This is a genomic window from Rhodococcus sp. NPDC060090, assembly GCF_042729855.1.
Lineage (GTDB): Bacteria > Actinomycetota > Actinomycetes > Mycobacteriales > Mycobacteriaceae > Rhodococcus.
Map to the genome: position 1 here is coordinate 301,714 of NZ_JBHWXB010000005.1, position 20,078 is coordinate 321,791.

At 64.5% G+C, this 20,078-nt stretch carries 13 protein-coding genes; 9 read left to right on the plus strand and 4 right to left on the minus strand.

What is annotated here, in order from left to right; translation table 11 throughout:
- Positions 1-70: 70 nt before the first annotated feature.
- Positions 71-925 (plus strand): 3-hydroxyacyl-CoA dehydrogenase, encoded by an 855-nt coding sequence (locus ACFWCF_RS09635; RefSeq protein ID WP_378560164.1) that lies wholly within the window; start codon positions 71-73, stop codon positions 923-925.
- Positions 926-943: 18 nt separating this feature from the next.
- Positions 944-2,710, plus strand: a complete 1,767-nt coding sequence (locus tag ACFWCF_RS09640; protein ID WP_378560167.1) for an oleate hydratase — start codon at positions 944-946, stop codon at positions 2,708-2,710.
- Positions 2,711-2,857: 147 nt separating this feature from the next.
- On the opposite strand, the gene ACFWCF_RS09645 is transcribed toward ACFWCF_RS09640, so the two are convergent.
- A complete protein-coding gene (locus ACFWCF_RS09645) occupies positions 2,858-3,148 on the minus strand; it encodes a hypothetical protein (RefSeq protein WP_378560170.1) in 291 nt (96 codons plus the stop codon).
- 102 nt (positions 3,149-3,250) lie between these two features.
- The gene (locus ACFWCF_RS09650) at positions 3,251-4,999 is read right to left on the minus strand and encodes an alpha/beta hydrolase (RefSeq protein ID WP_378560173.1); all 1,749 of its coding nucleotides are present in this window, start codon (positions 4,997-4,999) and stop codon (positions 3,251-3,253) included.
- Between the two features lie 284 nt (positions 5,000-5,283).
- On the opposite strand from ACFWCF_RS09650, the gene ACFWCF_RS09655 reads away from it, so the two are divergent.
- Entirely contained in the window at positions 5,284-6,126 is an 843-nt protein-coding gene (locus tag ACFWCF_RS09655) for a mycofactocin-coupled SDR family oxidoreductase (protein ID WP_378560176.1), read from the plus strand.
- Between the two features lie 8 nt (positions 6,127-6,134).
- The gene (locus ACFWCF_RS09660) at positions 6,135-7,889 is read left to right on the plus strand and encodes a flavin-containing monooxygenase (protein ID WP_378560179.1); all 1,755 of its coding nucleotides are present in this window, start codon (positions 6,135-6,137) and stop codon (positions 7,887-7,889) included.
- Here the strand turns inward: ACFWCF_RS09660 and ACFWCF_RS09665 are convergent.
- Positions 7,843-8,094, minus strand: a complete 252-nt coding sequence (locus ACFWCF_RS09665; protein WP_378560182.1) for a zinc-binding dehydrogenase — start codon at positions 8,092-8,094, stop codon at positions 7,843-7,845. The two genes, ACFWCF_RS09660 and ACFWCF_RS09665, sit on opposite strands and share 47 nt — an antisense overlap.
- A gap of 200 nt (positions 8,095-8,294) precedes the next feature.
- Positions 8,295-8,609 (minus strand): hypothetical protein, encoded by a 315-nt coding sequence (locus ACFWCF_RS09670; RefSeq protein WP_378560185.1) that lies wholly within the window; start codon positions 8,607-8,609, stop codon positions 8,295-8,297.
- Between the two features lie 178 nt (positions 8,610-8,787).
- Here ACFWCF_RS09670 and ACFWCF_RS09675 point away from each other — a divergent pair, with 178 nt between their 5' ends.
- The 5 genes from ACFWCF_RS09675 to ACFWCF_RS09695 all read left to right on the plus strand — a co-directional run bounded on the left by ACFWCF_RS09675 (position 8,788) and on the right by ACFWCF_RS09695 (position 19,973).
- A complete protein-coding gene (locus tag ACFWCF_RS09675) occupies positions 8,788-10,608 on the plus strand; it encodes a TerD family protein (RefSeq protein ID WP_378560188.1) in 1,821 nt (606 codons plus the stop codon).
- Between the two features lie 230 nt (positions 10,609-10,838).
- Positions 10,839-13,562, plus strand: coding sequence for a hypothetical protein (locus ACFWCF_RS09680; protein WP_378560191.1), 2,724 nt, complete (start codon positions 10,839-10,841; stop codon positions 13,560-13,562).
- A 254-nt stretch (positions 13,563-13,816) separates the two neighbouring features.
- Positions 13,817-18,442 carry an AAA domain-containing protein gene (locus tag ACFWCF_RS09685; protein WP_378560194.1) on the plus strand — a complete coding sequence of 1,542 codons (4,626 nt, stop codon included), beginning with the start codon at positions 13,817-13,819 and terminating at the stop codon, positions 18,440-18,442.
- A 137-nt stretch (positions 18,443-18,579) separates the two neighbouring features.
- Positions 18,580-19,227 carry a type IV toxin-antitoxin system AbiEi family antitoxin gene (locus ACFWCF_RS09690; protein WP_378560197.1) on the plus strand — a complete coding sequence of 216 codons (648 nt, stop codon included), beginning with the start codon at positions 18,580-18,582 and terminating at the stop codon, positions 19,225-19,227.
- The gene (locus ACFWCF_RS09695) at positions 19,224-19,973 is read left to right on the plus strand and encodes a nucleotidyl transferase AbiEii/AbiGii toxin family protein (protein WP_378560200.1); all 750 of its coding nucleotides are present in this window, start codon (positions 19,224-19,226) and stop codon (positions 19,971-19,973) included. Before ACFWCF_RS09690 ends, ACFWCF_RS09695 begins: the two co-directional genes overlap by 4 nt.
- Positions 19,974-20,078 lie beyond the last annotated feature (105 nt).

Sequence of the window (20,078 nt, forward strand, 5' to 3'; positions counted from 1 at the left end):
TACGCGCTTGTGGTAATCATTCGGACTGCGGAAGACGGCGAACACCCGGCAGGTCCACAAGGAGGTACGAATGGGCGAAATTCGAAAAGTGACTGTGCTCGGTGCCGGCGTCCTGGGGTCGCAGATAGCGTTCCAGTCGGCCTACAAAGGGTACGAAGTCACCTCCTACGACATCAGCGACGAAGCGCTCGCGGGTGCGCGAGAACGATTCGCCGGACTAGCCGAGACGTACAAGAGAGAGGTGCCGGGCGCCACCGAGCAGACCGTTCGGGAAGCACACGAAAGAATCACCTTGACAACGGATCTGAACGGATCGGTGGCGACCGCCGACCTCGTGATCGAAGCAGTCCCAGAGATTCTGTCACTCAAGGAAGAGATTTACCAGAAGATCGGCGCGGCAGCGCCGGAAGCCACCATCTTCGCCACCAACTCGTCGACGCTGCTTCCGAGCGACCTGAAAGAGTCCACCGGGCGCCCCGACCGGTTCCTCGCACTGCACTTCGCGAACCAGGTCTGGCGATTCAACACGGCCGAGATCATGGGCACACCCGACACCGACCCGGCCGTGTTCGCAACGGTGGTCGAATTCGCGACCGCGATCGGCATGGTGCCGATCGAACTGCACAAGGAGAAAGCGGGATATGTCTTGAACTCGCTCCTCGTGCCGTTCCTCGCGTCGGCGGCGGAGCTCGCTGCAGGCGGATACGCCGACCCCGAAGCCGTGGACAACACGTGGAAGATCGCGACGGGTGCGCCGATCGGACCGTTCCAGATGTACGACATCATCGGGCTCGCCACCCCGTACAACATCATGGCCGGCGGCGACGCCGATCAGCAGAAGCTCGCAGTGTGGTTGAAAGAGAACTACATCGACAAGGGCAAGCTGGGCCTCGCGTCGGGCGAAGGCTTCTACAAGTACTCCTGACACGAGAAACGAGACGCAATGTATTACAGCAGCGGCAACTACGAGGCATTCGCGCGTCCACGCAAGCCGGAGGGAGTGGACGACAAGTCGGCATGGTTCGTCGGCTCGGGGTTGGCCTCGCTGGCCGGAGCGGCCTTCATGATCCGTGACGGAAAAATGACCGGCGATCGGATCACGATCCTCGAACGGCTGAAGTTGCCCGGTGGTGCGCTCGACGGAATCAAGGAACCGAAGAAGGGGTTCGTCATCCGCGGTGGGCGCGAGATGGAGGATCACTTCGAGTGCCTGTGGGATCTGTTCCGGTCCGTTCCGTCGCTCGAGGTCGACGACGCCAGCGTGCTCGACGAGTTCTACTGGTTGAACAAGGACGATCCGAACTATTCGCTTCAGCGTGTCACGGAGAAGTGTGGGCAGGACGCACACACCGACTTCAAGTTCGATATGAGCTCGAAGGCTCAGAAGGACATCATGAAGGTGTTCCTCACTCCGCGTGAGGAACTCGAGAACAAGCGTATCGACGAGGTATTCGGTCGAGAATTTCTCGACAGCAACTTCTGGCTGTACTGGCGCACGATGTTCGCGTTCGAGGAGTGGCACAGTGCGCTCGAGATCAAGCTGTATCTGCACCGCTTCATCCACCACATTCGCGGTCTACCGGATCTGAGCACCCTGAAATTCACCAAGTACAACCAGTACGAGTCGCTCGTGCTGCCGCTGTATACGTGGTTGCTCGACCAGGGGGTGAATTTCCGGTTCGATACCGAGGTCACCGACATCGAGTTCGAGATCACGCCCGAAAAGAAGCAGGCCACGCGTATTCACTGGATCTCCGGCGGAGCCGAGGGCGGCGTCGATCTGACGGCGAACGATCTCGTGCTCACCACCATCGGCTCGTTGACGGAGAACTCGAACAACGGCGACCACCACACACCGGCTCGGCTCGACGAGGGGCCCGCGCCGGCATGGGATCTGTGGCGTCGGATCGCAGCGAAGGATCCTGCTTTCGGTCGTCCCGACGTCTTCGGCGCTCACATCCCCGAAACCAAATGGGAGTCTGCGACGGTCACGACACTCGACGAGCGCATCCCCGAGTACATCCAGAAGATCTGCAAGCGCGACCCGTTCAGCGGGCGCGTGGTCACCGGCGGCATCGTCACGGCACGGGATTCGAAGTGGCTGATGAGCTGGACGGTGAACCGCCAGCCGCATTTCAAGCAGCAGCCGAAGGATCAGATCGTCGTCTGGGTGTACTCGCTGTTCGTCGACGTCCCGGGCGACTACGTGAAGAAGCCGATGCAGGAATGTACGGGCGAAGAGATCACCCAGGAATGGCTGTATCACATGGGTGTGCCCATCGAGGACATTCCGGACCTTGCTGCCAACGCGGCCAAGGCCGTGCCGGTGATGATGCCCTACGTCACCTCGTTCTTCATGCCGCGCCAGGCGGGGGACCGGCCCGCGGTGGTCCCCGAAGGTGCCGTCAACTTCGCCTTCCTCGGGCAGTTCGCGGAAACCACCCGCGACTGCATCTTCACCACCGAGTACTCGGTCCGCACGGGGATGGAGGCCGCATACGAGTTGCTGGGCATAGAACGTGGTGTGCCCGAGGTGTTCGGATCGACATACGACATCCGGAAGCTGCTGCAGGCAACGTACTTCCTCAACGACAAGAAGGAAGAGAACGTGCCGCTGCCGAAGCTGATGCGACGCAGGCTGAGCAAGAAGCTGGACGAGAACGAGATCGGCCAGTTGCTGCACGAGTACCACATCCTCACTCGAGAGTGAGAACGTTTCGCCCGGTAGATCGACAGTCTCCGACGACACGCGTGGGGACTATCGATTTACCGGGCGAATGTGGTGCCGTTCCGCAGACGTGCGGTCGTGTTCCCGATACTCGCTATTGGCGATAGACATCCACATGTGCACCGGTGATCACGCCGAGATTGTACGAGGGGCACCCCAGTTCGTGCCGCACGTCCCAGAGTCCTGACCTGTGGGAACGAACGAAGGACTGGATTGGCTGTAGGGCCCGACCGCGTACAGCGGAAAGGCGTTGGGGATGCCGTGAAGGCCCCAGCAGTCGACGATCAACGCGTACTCCCTGCCGGGCGGTGCATCGGCGTCATGGCAGGTCGCAGTCGCGTTGAAGGCGTCCCGCTGGATCGTGCAGTCCTGGGGGTCGGCGTGGGCGGTGTTGGAGCCGACGATCGTGGCGAAGGCCAACCCGGAAACGATGGCCGTGATGCGAGCGGTAGAACGAATCGAGATCCTTTCAGTAGCAGGTGTAATTGCTGTCGGTCGAGAATGACAGTTCGTGGGTCACCGTCACCGTTCGTTCGATGACAATGCGTCGAAGATGGTTTGTACTCGTGCCTCGTCCTCGATTCCGAGGATGTCTGCCCAGAAATAGACGGCTTCGGTGGTGTATGCGTGGCCGTGTCCGTCGGGCACCTCGGCGGCGAACACCATATCCAGTGTCACCTGCCAGAAGGTGACGAACGGTATCCATGACATTCCCTGGTCGATGTCGGCGCCGCGTTCCTCTCGGAGCCAATCGGGTCGATTCCGGATCAGTGCCGTGGACCACCACACGATCGGGTCGCTGGGGTGCTGCCAGTACACGACGCGGGGAACGTCCCAGTCACCCGCGCCGTCGAGATAGGTCAGGTCGGCGGGTGTTGCAGCAAAACGTACGTTCTGGCCGCCGTAGATGACGGGAAGAATCTCGCGACTCCCCGGATCTCGCGAATCGGTGATGCGGCGCCACTGTTCCGAGAAGTTGGGCGTACCCACCCAGAGGGCGCCGTCGGTACGAGTGATCATGTCCTGTGCGCCCGAGAACGCAGACTGCCCGCCGTACGAGCCCAGCGACTCACCGAAAGCCAGCAGTTTCGGACGTGTTTCAGGGTCGAGGCCATTCCACCTGTCGTACACCGCCTCGAACAGTGCGCGGCCGGCGTTGCGCGGTGAGACGCGGTCGGCGAGGAATGCGAGTGGACTGGCGAGGAACGAGTACTGCATCGCCGCGATGGCCGAGTTTCCATCCGAGAGAAATTCCAGACTCGCCGCGACATCCTGGTCGACCCAACCGCGACCGGTGGTGGTCGCGACCGCCAGATAGTCACGTGTGAATGCGCCGGTCCTCTCGAGCTCCGCCACGACGCGGGCCGCGAGCACCTCCATCTGTTCGAGGTCGGAGCGTTCCTCGAGCTCGTCGAGAGAGCGGTATCCGGCGTACGCGCGGATCGGTGTCATCGCCGGTTCGCCTGTAACGGCCGTGATCTCCGCGGCAGTCGGACCACCTGCGACGAATGTGCGCCCTTCGCGACCCAGTGAATCCCAGGGTTCGAACGACGCGTCGGATCCGGAACGTTCGGGGGCCTGCGGCTGGACGACCCCATCGGGGGTGCCCTCGTCCACGGTCATGGCCGACCCGTTGGCGATTCGCGCGATTTCCACCGACAGGATTCCCTCGACGGCCAGGACGACGACGAGCCCGACCACCACGACACTCACCGCACGAGCTACCTGCACCGGGAGAACCCGGACGACCAGTCGGGTGAGTGCCTGGGCGACGCGGCGCAGACCTCGGCCTGCCGTCAACAGGATGAGGAAGACGAGAATGGCGACGAGGAGGACGCCGGGGTAGTCCCAGCTGCTTCCCGCTTCCACACCCACCAGGCCTCGACTGATGTCCTGCCACCACGAGCCGAGGACGAGGAAGGTCGGCACGATCACCAGGGCGATCGCCCCGAGCGCATACCAACCGACTTTCTTCTGCGTATGAGACCAGCGGGTGGTGAATCCACATTTGCGCACGCCCCAGGCGATGAGAACACCGACTCCGTAGCCCGTGACGACGCTGATGCCCGTGGCCACACCCTGTAGGTACCAGGCGCGCGGAAGCAGCGACGGCGACAGCGACCAGCAGTAGAACAGCAATGCGCAGGCGAGCCCGACCGGATGGAAGCGCCCGAGCCACCGCAGCATTCCGGCCCGCAATCGTGTCGGTAGCGGTAACGAGGGCGCCTCCGGCGCGGAGTCGTTGGTGGTCCTGTCGGTCGTAGACGTCATCGCGGTCGCTCTCATCAGAAGGGAGGGCATGCTGGGCAATGTGGTGGATGCCTCGCCCGCGTGTCGCCGCATAAGCCACGTCGAAACGACGGAATGCGGTGCCGTAGATCAGAAGTTAGCAGACAGGGAGCGTGGGTCAGGGTGGAACGAGTGTGTTGTGCCCCAGTAGCACCTGAAAGCGCGAGTCGGGCCCGACCACTACTCCCGTAGAGCGGGATTTACCGGTGGAACCGGTGTGACTGCCGTTACCTTCCCCCGAAACATCTGCGTTCGGAAGGAGCGGCATGGCTGGACGGGTTGCGGGGAAGGTAGCTTTCGTCACGGGCGCGGCACGGGGGCAGGGCCGCAGTCACGCGCTGAGGCTTGCCGAGGAGGGCGCGGACATCATTGCCCTCGACCTCGCCGAGGGTGTCGACACGGTCACCCCACACTACCGGGCAGCGACCGAGGACGATCTCGCCGAGACGGCCCGCGGAGTCGAGGCGCTGGGACGTCGCATCATCACCGGAAAGGTCGACGTCCGCGATTTCGAGGCACTGTCCGAATTCCTCGACCGCGGTGTCGCCGAGCTGGGCCGCGTCGACATCGTCGTAGCCAACGCCGGCATCTTCATCAGTGGTGAACCGGCACACCGGATCACAGAGGCCGAATGGGACGATGTTCTCGACATCAATCTCAAGGGCGTGTGGCACACGTGCAAGGCCGCCACTCCACATCTGATCGATCAGGGCCACGGGGGATCGATCGTCATCACCAGTTCCACCGCAGGGATCAAAGGCACGCGCGACGCCGGCGCATATGCAGCCAGCAAGCACGGCGTCGTCGGGTTGATGCGGACCCTCGTCAACGAACTCGGCAAGTACCGCATCCGGGTGAACACAGTCCATCCCGGCGCGACCGACACCGACATGATCATGAACGACAGTTGCTTCGGCCTCTTCCTGCCGGGCGTAGAGCATCCGACGAAGGAGCAGGTGGCCCCGCTGTTCGCAGGTGCGAATGCGATGCCCGTCCCGTGGGCGGAGCCGATCGACATCTCCCATGCGGTGTTGTTCCTCGCCTCGGACGAGGCGCGTTACGTGACCGGGACGCAGCTCCGCGTCGACGCCGGTTTCACCACTCGATGAGGAGACCCATGACAATACGAGTGGACGACCGCACGGTCACCGAGGTGGCGCAGCAGTGGCTGTCCGGGTTCGCCGACCTGCTTCGCACGGGCGACGGCGCCGAAGTGTTCCTGCACCCCGACCTGTGGTGGCGCGACCTGCTCGCCTTCTCCGGCGACCTGCGCAGCCTGCACGGCGCAACGCAGGTAGACGCATTGATCAGGTCCGTCGTCGACCACCAGGTACGCGGCGAGGTGCTGGATCCGGCTGCGTCGCCGACGGAGGTTCCGGGCCGAGAGATGATTCAGGTGCTGTTCCGGTTCGACACCCGGCTTGGTCATGTCCGCGGTGTCGCCAAGCTTGTGTGCGACGACGAGCGGTGGCGGGCACGAAACATCCTCACCGCGCTCGATTCCCTGGCCGGCCACGAACCGGCGATCGGCGCTCGTCGACCCGACGGTATGTCAGCAGCGGGGGAGGACCCGGAATTCTGGGCAGCACGCCGCGCCCGCGAACTCGACTGCCGCGACCGGGATCCGGACGTTCTGGTGATCGGGGCCGGGCACTCGGGGCTGGCGTTGGCCGCCGAACTCGGGGCGCTCGGCGTCAGAACCCTGTTGGTGGATCGGACGGAGCGGGTCGGCGACAACTGGCGCTGCAGATACGACTCGCTGGTGCTGCACGACCCGGTCTGGTCGAATCATCTGCCGCTGATGCCGTTCCCGCCGAACTGGCCGATCTTCACGCCGAAGGACAAGATGGGAGACTGGCTCGACATCTACTCCAGAGCAATGGAACTCGATGTCTGGAACAGCACTCGGGTCACGGCGGCGTCGTTCGACCCGGCCGAGCGTCGCTGGACCGTCGTCGTGAACCGGGACGGAACTCCACGGACCCTGCGCCCGTGGCACGTCGTGCTCGCCACCGGACTCAGCGGTACCGAACCGAAGATGCCCGCATTCGAGGGCGCCGACCGATTCGCTGGAGAACTGCTCCACTCGAGCGGATACCGAACCGAGTCCGCGAGGCACGGCACTCGCACGGTGGTGATCGGAACCGGCAACAGCGGACACGACATCGCGCAGGACCTCCACGCGTCGGGTGCGCACGTCACGCTGGTGCAGCGAGGGCCCACGCATGTCGTCAGCACGACCGCCCTGTACGGGGGCGACGACATTCGAAACGCGGAACACCGGCAGACCGATGTCGCCGACCTGATCTCCGCATCCTCGGCGCGCCGTGACCCGCAGTACCAGGAGGGGTTGCGGGCATGGGTGCGCATGCTTGCCGAGGCGGACCGAGAACTCCTCGACCGATTGACTGCACGCGGCTTCGTGCACGATGCCGGCCCCGACGGCACGGGCGTCGCCACATTGTTCCTGACGCGCAACGGCGGCTATTACATCGATGTGGGCGCCGCGCCCCTGATCGCGGACGGGCGGATCGGGGTGGTCACCGGATCGATCGAGCGTCTCGACGCCGACGCACTTGTCATGGCGGACGGCACTCACGTAGCTGCCGACACCATCATCTGCGCGACCGGGTTCCGCGGCATCCTCGACACCGCGCGCCGCATCCTCGGTGATGCCGTCGCCGACGCCTGTGGGCCGGTCTGGGACCTGGACGACGAGGGCGAATTGCGGTCCGTGTGGCGACGATCCGGACATGACCGGTTCTGGATCCATGGCGGGAACCTCGCGCTGGTCCGCACCTACGGTAGGTACCTCGCGTTGCAGATCAAGGCCGATCTGGAAGGGATCGAACTACCTGCGCTCGGCTGGTGAGCACCACCTTCCCGCGCGCTGTCCGGCCCTCCACCGCCGCGTGCGCTGCTGCGGCCTCCGACAAAGGGAAGCGTGTGATCAGCGGTCGTAACCCCCCGCTCGCAGTGCGCGCCAACCAGGTCGAGCGCAATGCGTCCCACCCGATCCTCTGGCAGAGGAGAGCCGAGCGTGTACAACTCGACGCCAATGGACGTCGTTGCTGCACATGACCGAGGGAATTGCACGGGCGTACCAGATTCCCGGGACCACCTCGATCGAGCGTTCCTGCACGGTGTCGTAGGCGGCCTTGCGGTCCTCGAACGCCTTACCGATACGTCCGCGAATGAAACGGACACGAACAACGCGTCGACCGCGAGCGGCTGCCTTTCCGGCGCGCGGTTGTGCTGTGAAATGCGGGCGGCGTGGCTAGAGCTTGTCGAGGTCGACGGGCGGGAACTCGCCGTAGACCCCGCGATCGCTGCCCTCGAGGTACCACTCGTGCTGTGTCATGGCGCGTGCCTTCAAACTCGATCGTCGAGCACGTTCCATGTCTGCGGCGTTCCGCCGGGCCTCGAGCGCGCGCTCCGTGGCTCCGCGAATCTTGGGAGCTGCCGCCGCGATCATCGCGACAGCGAGCCCGACCCCGAGGACGACGCCGACGACGACCAGGATGGTTTGCCAGTGCTCGATGATCAATCCGAGGACGACGAGGGCCGCGAAAAGCCCCAACCAGTTCTTCATGTTTGCCTCGTCACCCAATTTCCGATCAGCAGAAGTCCCTGGTTATCGGCAGTGCTGGCAGTGTTGTTACACAAGTCGATTCAGCCCCGGCCTGCCTTGGAACCTGTCGGTGACGTCCGGTAAGAATGTCGGTCATGTCGGATTTTCGTCCCGGCGTGGAAGACATCAGGAGGTCGACGTGATCGATACGCGCGTACATGCGAACGGGCCCGCGACCCTGCCCCGCGGTCACCGCTGGGTGGTGGTCGACGTCGAGACATCCGGTTTGCGCTCGAACGCGCACCGGGTGCTCAGCGTCGCTGCATTGGCGCTGCGTGAAGACGGTTCCGTCGAACGCGAGTTCTCCACCCTCGTCAACGCCGACTGCGACCCCGGCCCGGTGCACATCCACAACCTGACACGCGAGCGGCTCGCCGATGCGCCCCGGTTCACGGATATCGCAGGCGACCTCGCCGACATCCTCGACGGCGGCACCCTCGTCGCACACAACGCATCGTTCGACTACGGATTCCTCGACGCCGAGTTCCGGCGGGCGGGCAGGTCGATCCCGACCAGCCAGCGTCTCTGCACCCTGGCGTTGTCGCGGCGCCTGGAACTCGATGTGCCCAACTACCAGCTGGCCACCCTCGCCCGGCACTGGCAGGTCCAGCAGTTGCAAGCACACGACGCCTACGACGACGCACGTGTGCTCTCCGAAGTGTTCGTACGCAGCGCCACGATGGCCGAGAGCCTGCAGCTGCCCCTTCCCGTGGTGAACTGCCGGAGCCGGAAGTCGGTGTATCCGGATTCGGTGCAGCGGGTGCCGTGCCAGTGGAAGAACCCTGGCCGTCTCACTGAGGCGGGGCTGGTGCAGGGCATGAAGGTCGTGATCAGCGGATCCACCGACACACCGCGTCTGACGTTGTCGGGCCGCATGACGGAAGCTGGGCTCGACGTCCTCAACAGCGCGAGTCGCCAGACCAGCGTTGTCGTCTGCAACGACACCGGTGTGCAGACCGCCAAGGTGCGCAAGGCCATGGCCGAGGGCATTCCCGTCATCACCGAACAGCAGCTCGAAGCGCTGCTGGAGCGAGTCGTGCCGGGGGAGCCCAAAGTGGCGACCGTGATCGACATCGTCCCGCAGCAGGAAACCCCGGTGACGGCGACGCCCACTCCGGAACCGCAGTCGTGGACGCTCCAGGGTCAGAAGCCCAAGTTGTGGTCAGGGCGCCGAGTGCTCCTTCTGGGCGGTACCCATCTCGAAGCGGTCATGATGCGTTCACGCATCGCGCAGCTCGGTGCCCGGCCGTCTCTCAACTTCACGGCTGCCGTCACCGACGCTCTTCTCCTCGAGGGCGCCGACGCAGACAAGCGGATCTTGCGGGTCAACGATCGCCGGCTGCCGGTGCTCACCGCAGACGATGTGAATGCCGCGATCGAGAAGGGCGTCGTTCCGCCTCACATGCGGACCGAATCCCGTCTGACGGCGCCGGTGCTCTCACAAGGTGAAGTGATCGACCTTCCGGCGAAGACCACGCAGTGGTCGGTGAACGTCGCATGGAAGGCCGAAGCCGGCGGCGACGAATTCGATGTCGACGTCGTTGCATTCTTACTCGACGGTAGTGAAAGAGTCGACACCGACGCCGATTTCGTCTTCTACAACAACCCCGTCTACGACGACGGCGTGGTCGAACTGACCATGGACGGCAGCAGTGAGCAGTCCATACGCCTGGATCTGGCAGCGATTCCGAATGAGTGTGAGCGGATTGCGATTGCGGCGGCGATCGACGGAGACCGCACGTTCGGCGACCTCGGTGCAGTATCTGTCAGCGTCGACAGCGAGGCAGGAACCGCCGCCACCGCGGTCCTCGACGCCGGAACCACCGAGCGCACCATGGTCCTCGCCGAAATCTACCGACGATCCGGGAAGTGGCGGTTGCGGGCGGTCGGGCAGGGATACGACGACGACCTTGCAGCACTCGCCGTTCGGTACGGGGTGGAAGTGGAAGAGAGCGACTGACCGGTCTCGCTGTGGTGGGCAATCGCACTGACATAGGATCAGTGGTCATGGATCCCACCGAAACCGCACCCGAGCAGGTCTCGATCGGGCGCTACTGGAAGCATGCACTCCCGGCAAGGCTCGTGGTGTCCCAGGATCGGTGCTGGTCATCGTGTCACCGTCCGTCGTGATCCACAACCCCTTGCAGCTGCCGCTCGATCGGACTCGGATCGACGAACCGGCGGAGTGATATGACCACTGTTGCCGATCACCAGAGATTCGGTCAGCTCACCTACACCTCGTTCGACCGCCCCGGCTCCGCCGGCGGCGGTGGTTGGCAGATCAAACAGACCTCCGGCGACATCGATCCGGACGAAGAAGAAACCCTGCTCGCAGGCATCGTGACGCGGTTCGAACCCGTCCGGCAGATCCCTCGGATCCCGACCACCGAGGAAGTGGAGAACCGGCCCCGCCGATTGATGTATACGCCGGGTACCGGAAACACGGGTCTGTACTGGCACACCGTCCAGGCGGGAGCCGAACCGTCCGGACGGCTCGGAAACGTCTTTGCTCATGCACTTCTCGACCGTCGAACCGATGCGAACTCGAGGCCGATAGAACGATGGCGCTCAGCCGAGTGGCTCACGCCGTACGGGCCCACCCACGTTGCCGGCGCAATCCTTTCGTCCCCGGAACCCCGGCCGAGCGACGACGCTTCGCGTGCCTCCACCCTGGACTTTCTCCTCGAACCCGGCACATCGCGGATCGGTATCTTCAGCGTCCTCCTCGACGCGGTTGCTCAGGCATTCCGTGGTGGTTCACCCGTGGTACTCGGCTGCACGGATACCGATAGCGCCGCCGGGTGGATCGCCGCCGTCTCACACTTCATGTCGCCGGGAACGAGCCGATGCTTCGGATGGTCCACCTTCGACCGATTGCACACGGTCGACGACACCGTCGCGCGCGGCGCGCACCTCGTCGCGGTCCCCCTCGAAGATCTCCCTGGTGACACCCCCGGATGCGTCGTGTTCGGCGAGAACGAAACACCGGCCCTCGGCGTGCTCGACGGAGAACCACACTGCGTCGACAACGGCGACATGGTGCCGGTGACCCCGTGGTCGGGGCTGGCGCAGATCGTCCTGGTCGACGAATCGATTGCCGCCCGCACCCTTGCCCATCAGGACGAGATCGCGAAGAAAGTGGGCGACGACGACCTGTCGCCGATGTGGCCGCTGGCGATGGCTGTGGTGGCAGACAGCGACCTGCACGACTCGTTGGACGAAGCAACGACTGTCCTGCTGGAACAAAGCCCCGAGACGGCGATGGAGTCGGAGTTCGCGTCGTTGATCGTCGACGTGGTGGACAGCAATTTCGGCGACACCGCGGGGCAGGCTGCCCGAGTGTTCGGCGGCTGGCACGCCGACGATCGGCTGGCTCCGGTGGTGCGCACCCTCGCCGGACGCGTGTTCGCCTACCGGGTGTTCCACGATCGCGCATGGTTCAGCAACGCCGATCCTTCCCATCGGGCCCTACTCGACCATTGCGATCGGACCCCCGAACTCGTGACGGAGGCCGACCGCTTCCTCGGTGCACTGCGAAACCGTCTGTCGTTCGCCCACCAGATCGAAGACGTGGCGGTCGCGGCACTCCAGGCGATCGATGCGATCATCCGAGCCGATCTCATGAGCGATCGCGGCAGCGAGCTGACCTTCGACATCCTCGAGCTCGTGGTGGTACCGATGCTGTGCGACGAGACCCAGGGCCCGCAGCTCGTAGCAGAGGTCGGTCCCGTCGGCCGATCGACGTGCATCGACTACCTGCAACCTGCCGTCGTCGCGCACTTCGATTTCATCGGCAGACCGCTCGGGTCTCGACTCGAACCTTCCGTGTTGGCGTTCATTGCGAGCAGCGTGACCGGGGTACCCACCTTCGACGACTTCGCGGCGGATCCGAGCCTGGTGGGCACCACCCAGAGCGTCATCATCGCCGAAGGCGTCTTCGCCCTTGCCGAACAGGGGGAGGGGGCGCGGGTACGGAGCGAACTGGCGGTTGTCGCGTTGTGGCGTGCGTTCTACGAACTCAACGAAGGCTCGGGCGCTATCCCCGGGCTGGACAACGTCGTCGCCGCTCAGCAGTGGACCGCTGCCGAATGGCGCCAGATGGTCCAGACGTATCCGAGTGTGGTCGCCCCGCGGTTCCTTCAGGACGCCGTGGTGTGTGAACCGTGGGGCACCGACGTCGAATTACTTGCCCGGCACATCCTGACACTGCTGGACCACGCAGGTTCCGCACCGTGGCAAGAAGATCCGCACCATGACGCCCTTGCCGGCGCATGGGCATTGATCCGGTTACGGAACAGCTGGGACGGGATATCCGAACAGGAACTGGACCGCGACCTCGGTCGGTACGGTCTGCCGACGATCACAGACTATGCCCGACACTACGAAGCCGATCTGCCGGATGACGTGCTCGCCGGGTTGGCGGTATGCATCGTCGCTGCGAAGGCTCGCTCCGCGGTGCTTCCAGTGCTCCCTCCGAGACACGTTGCTGCACTTGCCGATGCGATCGAGCTCAACGACCGGTTCGTCGTCGACTCGATCGTCGAACTCGCGCAGGCCGGTGCTTTGGACGAGAATTGGCTGATCGCCTACGCCGTTTTGAGCTCGCCCGGCTCACCGGATGTTGTGCTGGTATCCGAAACAGTAGGTGTGCTGGCACATTTCGTTGTCGGATCCGACTCCGAACGCCGCGGCATTCTCGACGAGGTTGCCGCGGAGATCCTCCCGGAGCCATGGAACCTCGGACCACGAGACCGCCGCGGGGTGCAGGCGGCAGTGAGTGCCGAACTGATGGAGTTCCGCGACCGCACCGTCGACCTGGCACGCGAAGCGTATGCCGCGTTCGTCGAGGGGTGGTACGAGCAGAGGGTGGCCGACGCGCAGCGTGCGGTGTCCAGGTTGAGGGGGCCGTTCTGACAAGTTCGGTTTGCCGAACACTTGGGAGGAAGCCGCGTGGCGATGAGCTCCTTCGGAGATTCAAGGGTGCGAAAGCGCCGGGCTGCCCGATTCCTTCGCACGCAAGCAACGACGCACGCGTAGAAGCCGATGCAGACGGTTCCGCCGGGGTGAAGTGGGACCGGCCATCGACATGTCGGTGACGGTTCTTAAGGTGGACCTTGCCCGCATCCGTCGGCGGGCGGAAGGGCGTCTGCAGAGTGAAGGGAGTGGGTGTGGAGTCGAGGGACAACGATCCTGAACTGAGAGATCGCGTGCGGCGCCTACTCACCTTCTTGTCCGAGCTCGTCAAGACCCGCAGCGCGCCCGTCCGTGTCCTCGACAAACACCGTGCCGTGATGTCGCTCGCCGAGGGAAATCTCGAAGTCGGCCTCAGTGCCGATGCCGCCGCCGGCGACGTCGTCCTCCGCGCACGACGTGTTCAACTCGAAGACCCACCGCAACCTCCGGGCGTGGTTGCGAAGTATGTGCAGGGGTCGATCGACGACTCCACCGGCGAACCCACCCTCGACCCGCAGGCTCCCGAAGGCCTGGACGGCTTCGACACCTGGCTCGCCGCATGGCAGGCGTGGGCGGCGGTCGACCGCGAACGACGACCCGCGTCGCACCTCTACACGTTCCTGCAGCGCGCGATGCTCGACCTCGAAGCCCAACCGGAATCGCTCGAGCTCGTCCTAGCATCGGGTCTGCTGCACCTCTCCGACGATGTGGCGGGGGAGAAGGTGCACACGCACCTGATCACCCAGTCCACTCTCATCGAGCGCCATGGGCAGTCCGGAGACCTGTTGGTCCGGTTGAATCCGGAAGCGGTCCTGTCGCTCGAAGATTCCCAGATCCTCACCGGGCTGAAAGTATTCGATCCGTCCAGCACCCGTCCCCTGCGCGAATCCCTCGTCACCCAGGTCGCGTCGCCCGTCGACCCCGCCGCCCGAGTGTTCTTCAAGGAGTGGGCCGGCCGCGCGCTCACCGTGCCTGTCGACGTCGTCGACCGCAAGAGCGAAGCATCGTCGCCCCACGCGTTCCTGACGCCGGCGCCGACCCTGGTGCTGCGTAAACGCGGCGCCTATGCCCTCGTCGAGTACTACAACCGCATGATCGACGCTGCAGCCGACGAGTCGAAGCCGGTGCCGCTCGGTTTGGCGCAGCTCGTCGAAGCGATCGAACCGTCCGACCGCATTGCATGGCTCGACCGCATCAGCACGTCGTCTGCGTTGTTCGCCGAAGATCCGCTGTTCCCTCTGCCCGCGAACGAGGAGCAGCGCGACATCATCGACCGGCTCGCCGGCGACAGCGGCGTCGTGGTCGAGGGCCCTCCGGGTACCGGCAAGACCCACACCATCGCCAACCTCGTGTCCGCCCTGCTTGCGCGTGGCCAGCGCGTCCTGGTCACGAGTGAGAAGGCGCAGGCGCTGCGCGTCCTCCGCGACAAGCTTCCGCCCGAACTGCAGGATCTGTGCGTGTCGGTCACTGACGTGGCGCGCGGAGGATCCGCGGAACTCAACCGCAGTGTCGATGAGATCGCCACCCGCAAAGCGCAATTCAACCAACGGCGTGCGACGCAACGCATCGACGACCTCGCAACGCAGCGAGGTGTTGCATTGAACCGCCGTGCGGCACTGACGGAAGAGATCCGCCAGACCCGTGCGGACGAGGCGGTCGTCCACACCGACGTGGCCGACGGATATCAGGGGACGGCCGCCTCGATCGTCCGGCAGGTCAGAGCACAGGAAACCCGGCACGGGTGGTTGCCCGTGCCGCTCCTCACCGACACTTCACCACTGGCCGTCGAGGAACTGCTCACCCTCCACTCGGTTCACCAGAGCTCGAGTGTCGAGCGCGCGCGGCGCCGACAGCAGGCCTTCCCGGAGCTGTCGCTCCCCACTCAGAGGGAGGTGCAGAACGCGTGCAACGCGGTCGCGCAGGCACCCTCCGACTTGGCGAGCAGTGAAATTCAGGGATTGCTGGGGATACTCGAGGGTTCGTCGCCCGAGACGCTCGCCCGCATTCGCGACCTCTGCGAACAACTGCAGGGCGCACTGCATGAGGCGGAACGACTCGACCCACGATTCCAACGCGTGGCCGACGACGTCCTGTCGGGCAGGGCGCAGCACCTGTGGGGAAAGACCGCTGAGTTCGCGGATCTCGTGCAGGCGGCGCAAGCCGCAGATCGTGTCGTCGGTGTCAGCGCAGTGGAGACACCCGTGACAGGGCGGATCGCCTTCGATGCGTACGACGCGCTGGCCCGCAAGCTGGATGCGGGGGATACCTGGCGTAGTGGCTTCTCCCGGTTCCGCAGGAGCGACGAGCAATCGGCGGTCGAGGCACTCGGCGAACCCGCGACGGTCGACGGTGTCGCGGCCACTACTGCCCACACGGCACGGATCGTGGCCGAGCACCTTCGTGCCCTCGATGCGGTTCGGGTGGTGGGGATCGTCCTCCGTGATCTCGGCATCGACATCACCCTCGACGGGTCGCGCAGCCGTGCAATCGGCACCCTGGCGTTCATCAACCGCGACCGCGGCATCGTCGACAATCTTGTCGCACGGGTACGGGACGTCGAATTGGCGCTACGGGAAATCAACCCGGGTGCGCCGCGGATCGCGAGCGTCGGACAGGCGCGGTCGGTCGCGGAGTCGGCACGGGTCATCGCCGCGGCCGGAACTGCGGAGGCAAGCAAGACCTGGCTCGAATCCATCGGCATGTATGTGCGGGGGGAAATCGCCGGGGGAGCGTCGCCCGAAGGTCGCGCGCTGGCACGGGCCTTCCACGACGCGGACTTCGACGGCATCAACGCAGCGTTGGACGCGTGGGACCGCGCAGCAGGCGAACAGCGTGAAGAGTTGGCTCTCGTCTCCCTGCACGCTCGACTGACCGACGCCGCACCGGCGCTCGCGCAGGCCATCGCAGAGGATCCGTCGAGACCGGACTGGCCGGCCCGCCTCGCCGGCATCGAGAGCGCGTGGGCGTGGCGACGCGCAGATGAGCGGGTGCGGCGCTACCACGAGCACCGCGACGACGGGCAGTTCGAACGCGATCTGGATGCCGTCGACAAGGACATCGCGCGGCTCACCACGCAGCTCGCTGCGGAGAAGTCGTGGAGTGCGTGTCTCGACCGCGCGACCGCCGAACAGGTTCAGGCCCTCCATTCCTACCGCGACCATGTCGCGAGTATCGGCAAAGGCACCGGCAGGTACGCGGAGCGCTATCGTGCCGCGGCCCGTGAGGCCATGCAGGTCGCGCAAGGCGCGGTGCCGGCGTGGGTGATGCCTCTGCAGCAGGTATTGGCTTCGATTCCGCCCGAACAGAATTCGTTCGACGTCGTCATTATCGACGAAGCGAGCCAGGCCGATATCAGCAGTCTGTTCCTCTTGTGGCTGGCTCCGCGGGTGATCGTGGTGGGCGACGACAATCAGTGCGCACCGAGTGCGGTGTCGTTGGGGGCACTCGAAGGAGTGTTCAGCCGCCTCGACTCGTACCTGCCCGACATCCCGAAGTATATGCGCGACAGTCTTACTCCGAGGTCGAGTTTGTTCTCGTTGCTGCGGTCGCGGTTCGGGAGCGTCATCCGGTTGCGGGAGCATTTCCGGTCGATGCCGGAGATCATCGAGTGGTCCAGCAGCCAGTTCTATGCTGATGCACCGCTGGTTCCGCTGCGGCAGTACGGTGCCGACAGATTGCCGCCGCTGCGCACCACCTTCGTCGAAGGTGGTGCCGTCACGGGACAGAACTCGACGCTGACGAACCATGTCGAGGCCCATGCTCTTGCCGACACTCTCGTCCAGTGTCTCGATGACGAGCGCTACGACGGGAAGACGTTCGGTGTGGTGGTTCTGCAGGGGCAGTCGCAGGTCGACGCCATCCAGAACGAACTCCTCGACAGGTTGAGCCCGGAGCAATGGGAAGAACGCAGACTCCGCGTCGGCACACCACCGGATTTCCAGGGCGACGAACGGAACGTGGTATTCCTGTCGATGGTGGTCGGCCCCGAACAGAACATCGCGGCGATGACGAGGACCGAATATCAGCGAAGGTTCAACGTCGCCGCGTCGCGGGCGCAGGATCAGCTGTGGATGTTTCATTCGCGGACCGTGGACACGTTAAGGCCGACCGACCTGCGACATTCCCTGCTCACATACATGCAGTCGACGGCCCAAGCGCCGGCCGCGCCTATGCCTGAAGGTGTCACTCGCAACGAACGGCACGAGGCGTTCGGCAGTTTCTTCACGCAGGAGGTGTTCCTCGACATCCTTGCTCGCGGGTATCACGTGAACCCGCAGGTGGAGGTGAACGGTTACTTCATCGACCTGGTGGTGACCGGCGTGGCAGGGAAGCTGGCTGTCGCGTGCGATGGCGATCAGTGGTACTCGAGCCCCGATCAGCAACGTGCCGATCTCGAACGCGAGCGTGAGCTGCAGCGGAGCGGGTGGAGGTTCTGGAGGGTTCGCGAATCGGAGTACTACTTCGATCCGGCTACGGCGATGGCCGGGCTGTGGGGTGAGTTGGAGCGGCGTGGCATCGCGCCCAGTGTTGCTGTGGCCGGTGCTGTTTCAGGGAATCATGTCGGATCTGCGATCGCGGAGCGCATTTCGGTGTTCCAGTTGCCGGTCGTCGAGAAGGCAAGGTCCACTGAAACGTCGGTGCCCTCGCGGCTCGCGGATGCGATCGTGGATGCACTCGGAGACGAGTCGTATCCGGTGGTTGAGATCGCCGACCGGCTGGGCGTGGACTGGACGGTCGTGCTCCCCGCGCTGGAAGGGCTCGTGGCTGCAGGGGCCGTCGCCGCGGTCGCTGCGGCGGGGGAGCGGACGGAGTATCGGGCCGCGGGTGTTGTTGATCCGTAGGCCGATGATGTTCGAGAGCAGAGCCGACTGGCGAGGCCGCATCTGAGGCGGTTGCGAAGGCTCACTCCGTTGCGGATTCAGTGTGCGTTTCGTAGGGTTGTGGCCTACGAAACGCACACTGAAAGGCGGGATGGGCGGTGAGTGTAGTGAGAGGAACGCCCCTGCCGGCGGAGTTGGCGCGATCCGTCATGCGAACGTTCCGTCCTCAGGACGTAGCTCACGTGTACGCGCACCCACGGCCGGAACTGTCGCGGCTCACTGACAGGGGCCTACTGCACAGGGTCGCGTCGGGCTACTACATCGTTGTCCCGCAAGAGCAGGTGGGACGACGGTGGCTTCCCGGACTCGAGGCTGCGGCCGCAGGGATCGCGTCGACGATCTACGGAGCAGACCACGCGGTGCTGATGGGCGTCAGCGCTGCACGGGTTCTCGGCGCGATCCCACGTGCACTGGCCACCGCCGTCGTCGCTGTTCCCCGTGCGCACCGGCCCATAGAATTGAGCGACCGCGACGCCACGGTCCGGTTCGTCCAGCGTGATACGGACGTGCTCGATGCGGAACGTGTGGAGACATCACTTGGGCCTACGCTTGTCACTACTCCCGAACAGACAGTGCTCGATCTCGCCCGCCGACCGTTTCTCGGTAATGCAGAAGACGAAGTTCCCGCTGCGATCGTAAACCTCTACAGCCGCAGTGATCCTGAACGGCTCGAACAGCTTGCGGTGCCGCAGCGCCTCGTTTCAGCGTTGCGTCGTGCCGAGTCTTGGGTAGGAATACGTCCATGAATCTCGACGAACGTGACGCTGTTGCCGCGCAGTTCGGGGTCTCGCCGGAGCAGGTGGAACGCGACCATCTCATCTCTCACCTGCTCGCCGCGATTGCAGGACGATTCGTCGACCACCTGCACTTCATCGGCGGCACTGCGCTCGCACGCACCCATCTCCCGCAGGGGCGTCTCAGCGAAGACATCGACCTCGTGGCTCTAGGTAACCGCACGGAGTTGGCTTCTGAACTCGATGCTGCGCTCGAGCGTTCTGTCGCGCGGACTCACGGTCGATTGGTTTGGGATCCGGCGCTTTCTGTCGTCAAAGACACCCAGGCAGCGAATCTCCGCACCGCCAGTGGTCTTTCTGTCAAAATTCAGTTGCTGTCCTCGCAAGACCGCACTGTGTGGCCTGCGGAGTCCCGAGATCTGGAACAGCGCTACAGCGACGCGCCCCAGGCGAGGTTGATGGTGCCTACGCGGTCTGCCTTTGCGGCGGCAAAGACCGCGACATGGCACGATCGACGTGCTCCGCGCGACCTGTGGGATCTGTGCGCACTGGCCGAGATCGGAGCGATCGATGCGGAGGCCGCTATGTTGTTCCGCAATTACGGTCCGACGAACAGGATGCCAGGAAGGCATCTGTTCGAGCGGCCGCCCAGCGAAGCGGACTGGCGGTCTCAACTTGCTGGTCAGACTCGTCTGACCAGGACGGCATCCGAGACGCTTGTCATTGTCTGTGAAGCGTGGGCGCGCGCGGCGCACTGAGGGTTGCTTCTAAAGATGCTTCGGTAATAGGGTGTGTCGCTGCGCGTGATTGATGCCGTGCTACTTGATCATTGAACAATGGCAGGGAAGAAGACTGATTCCGGC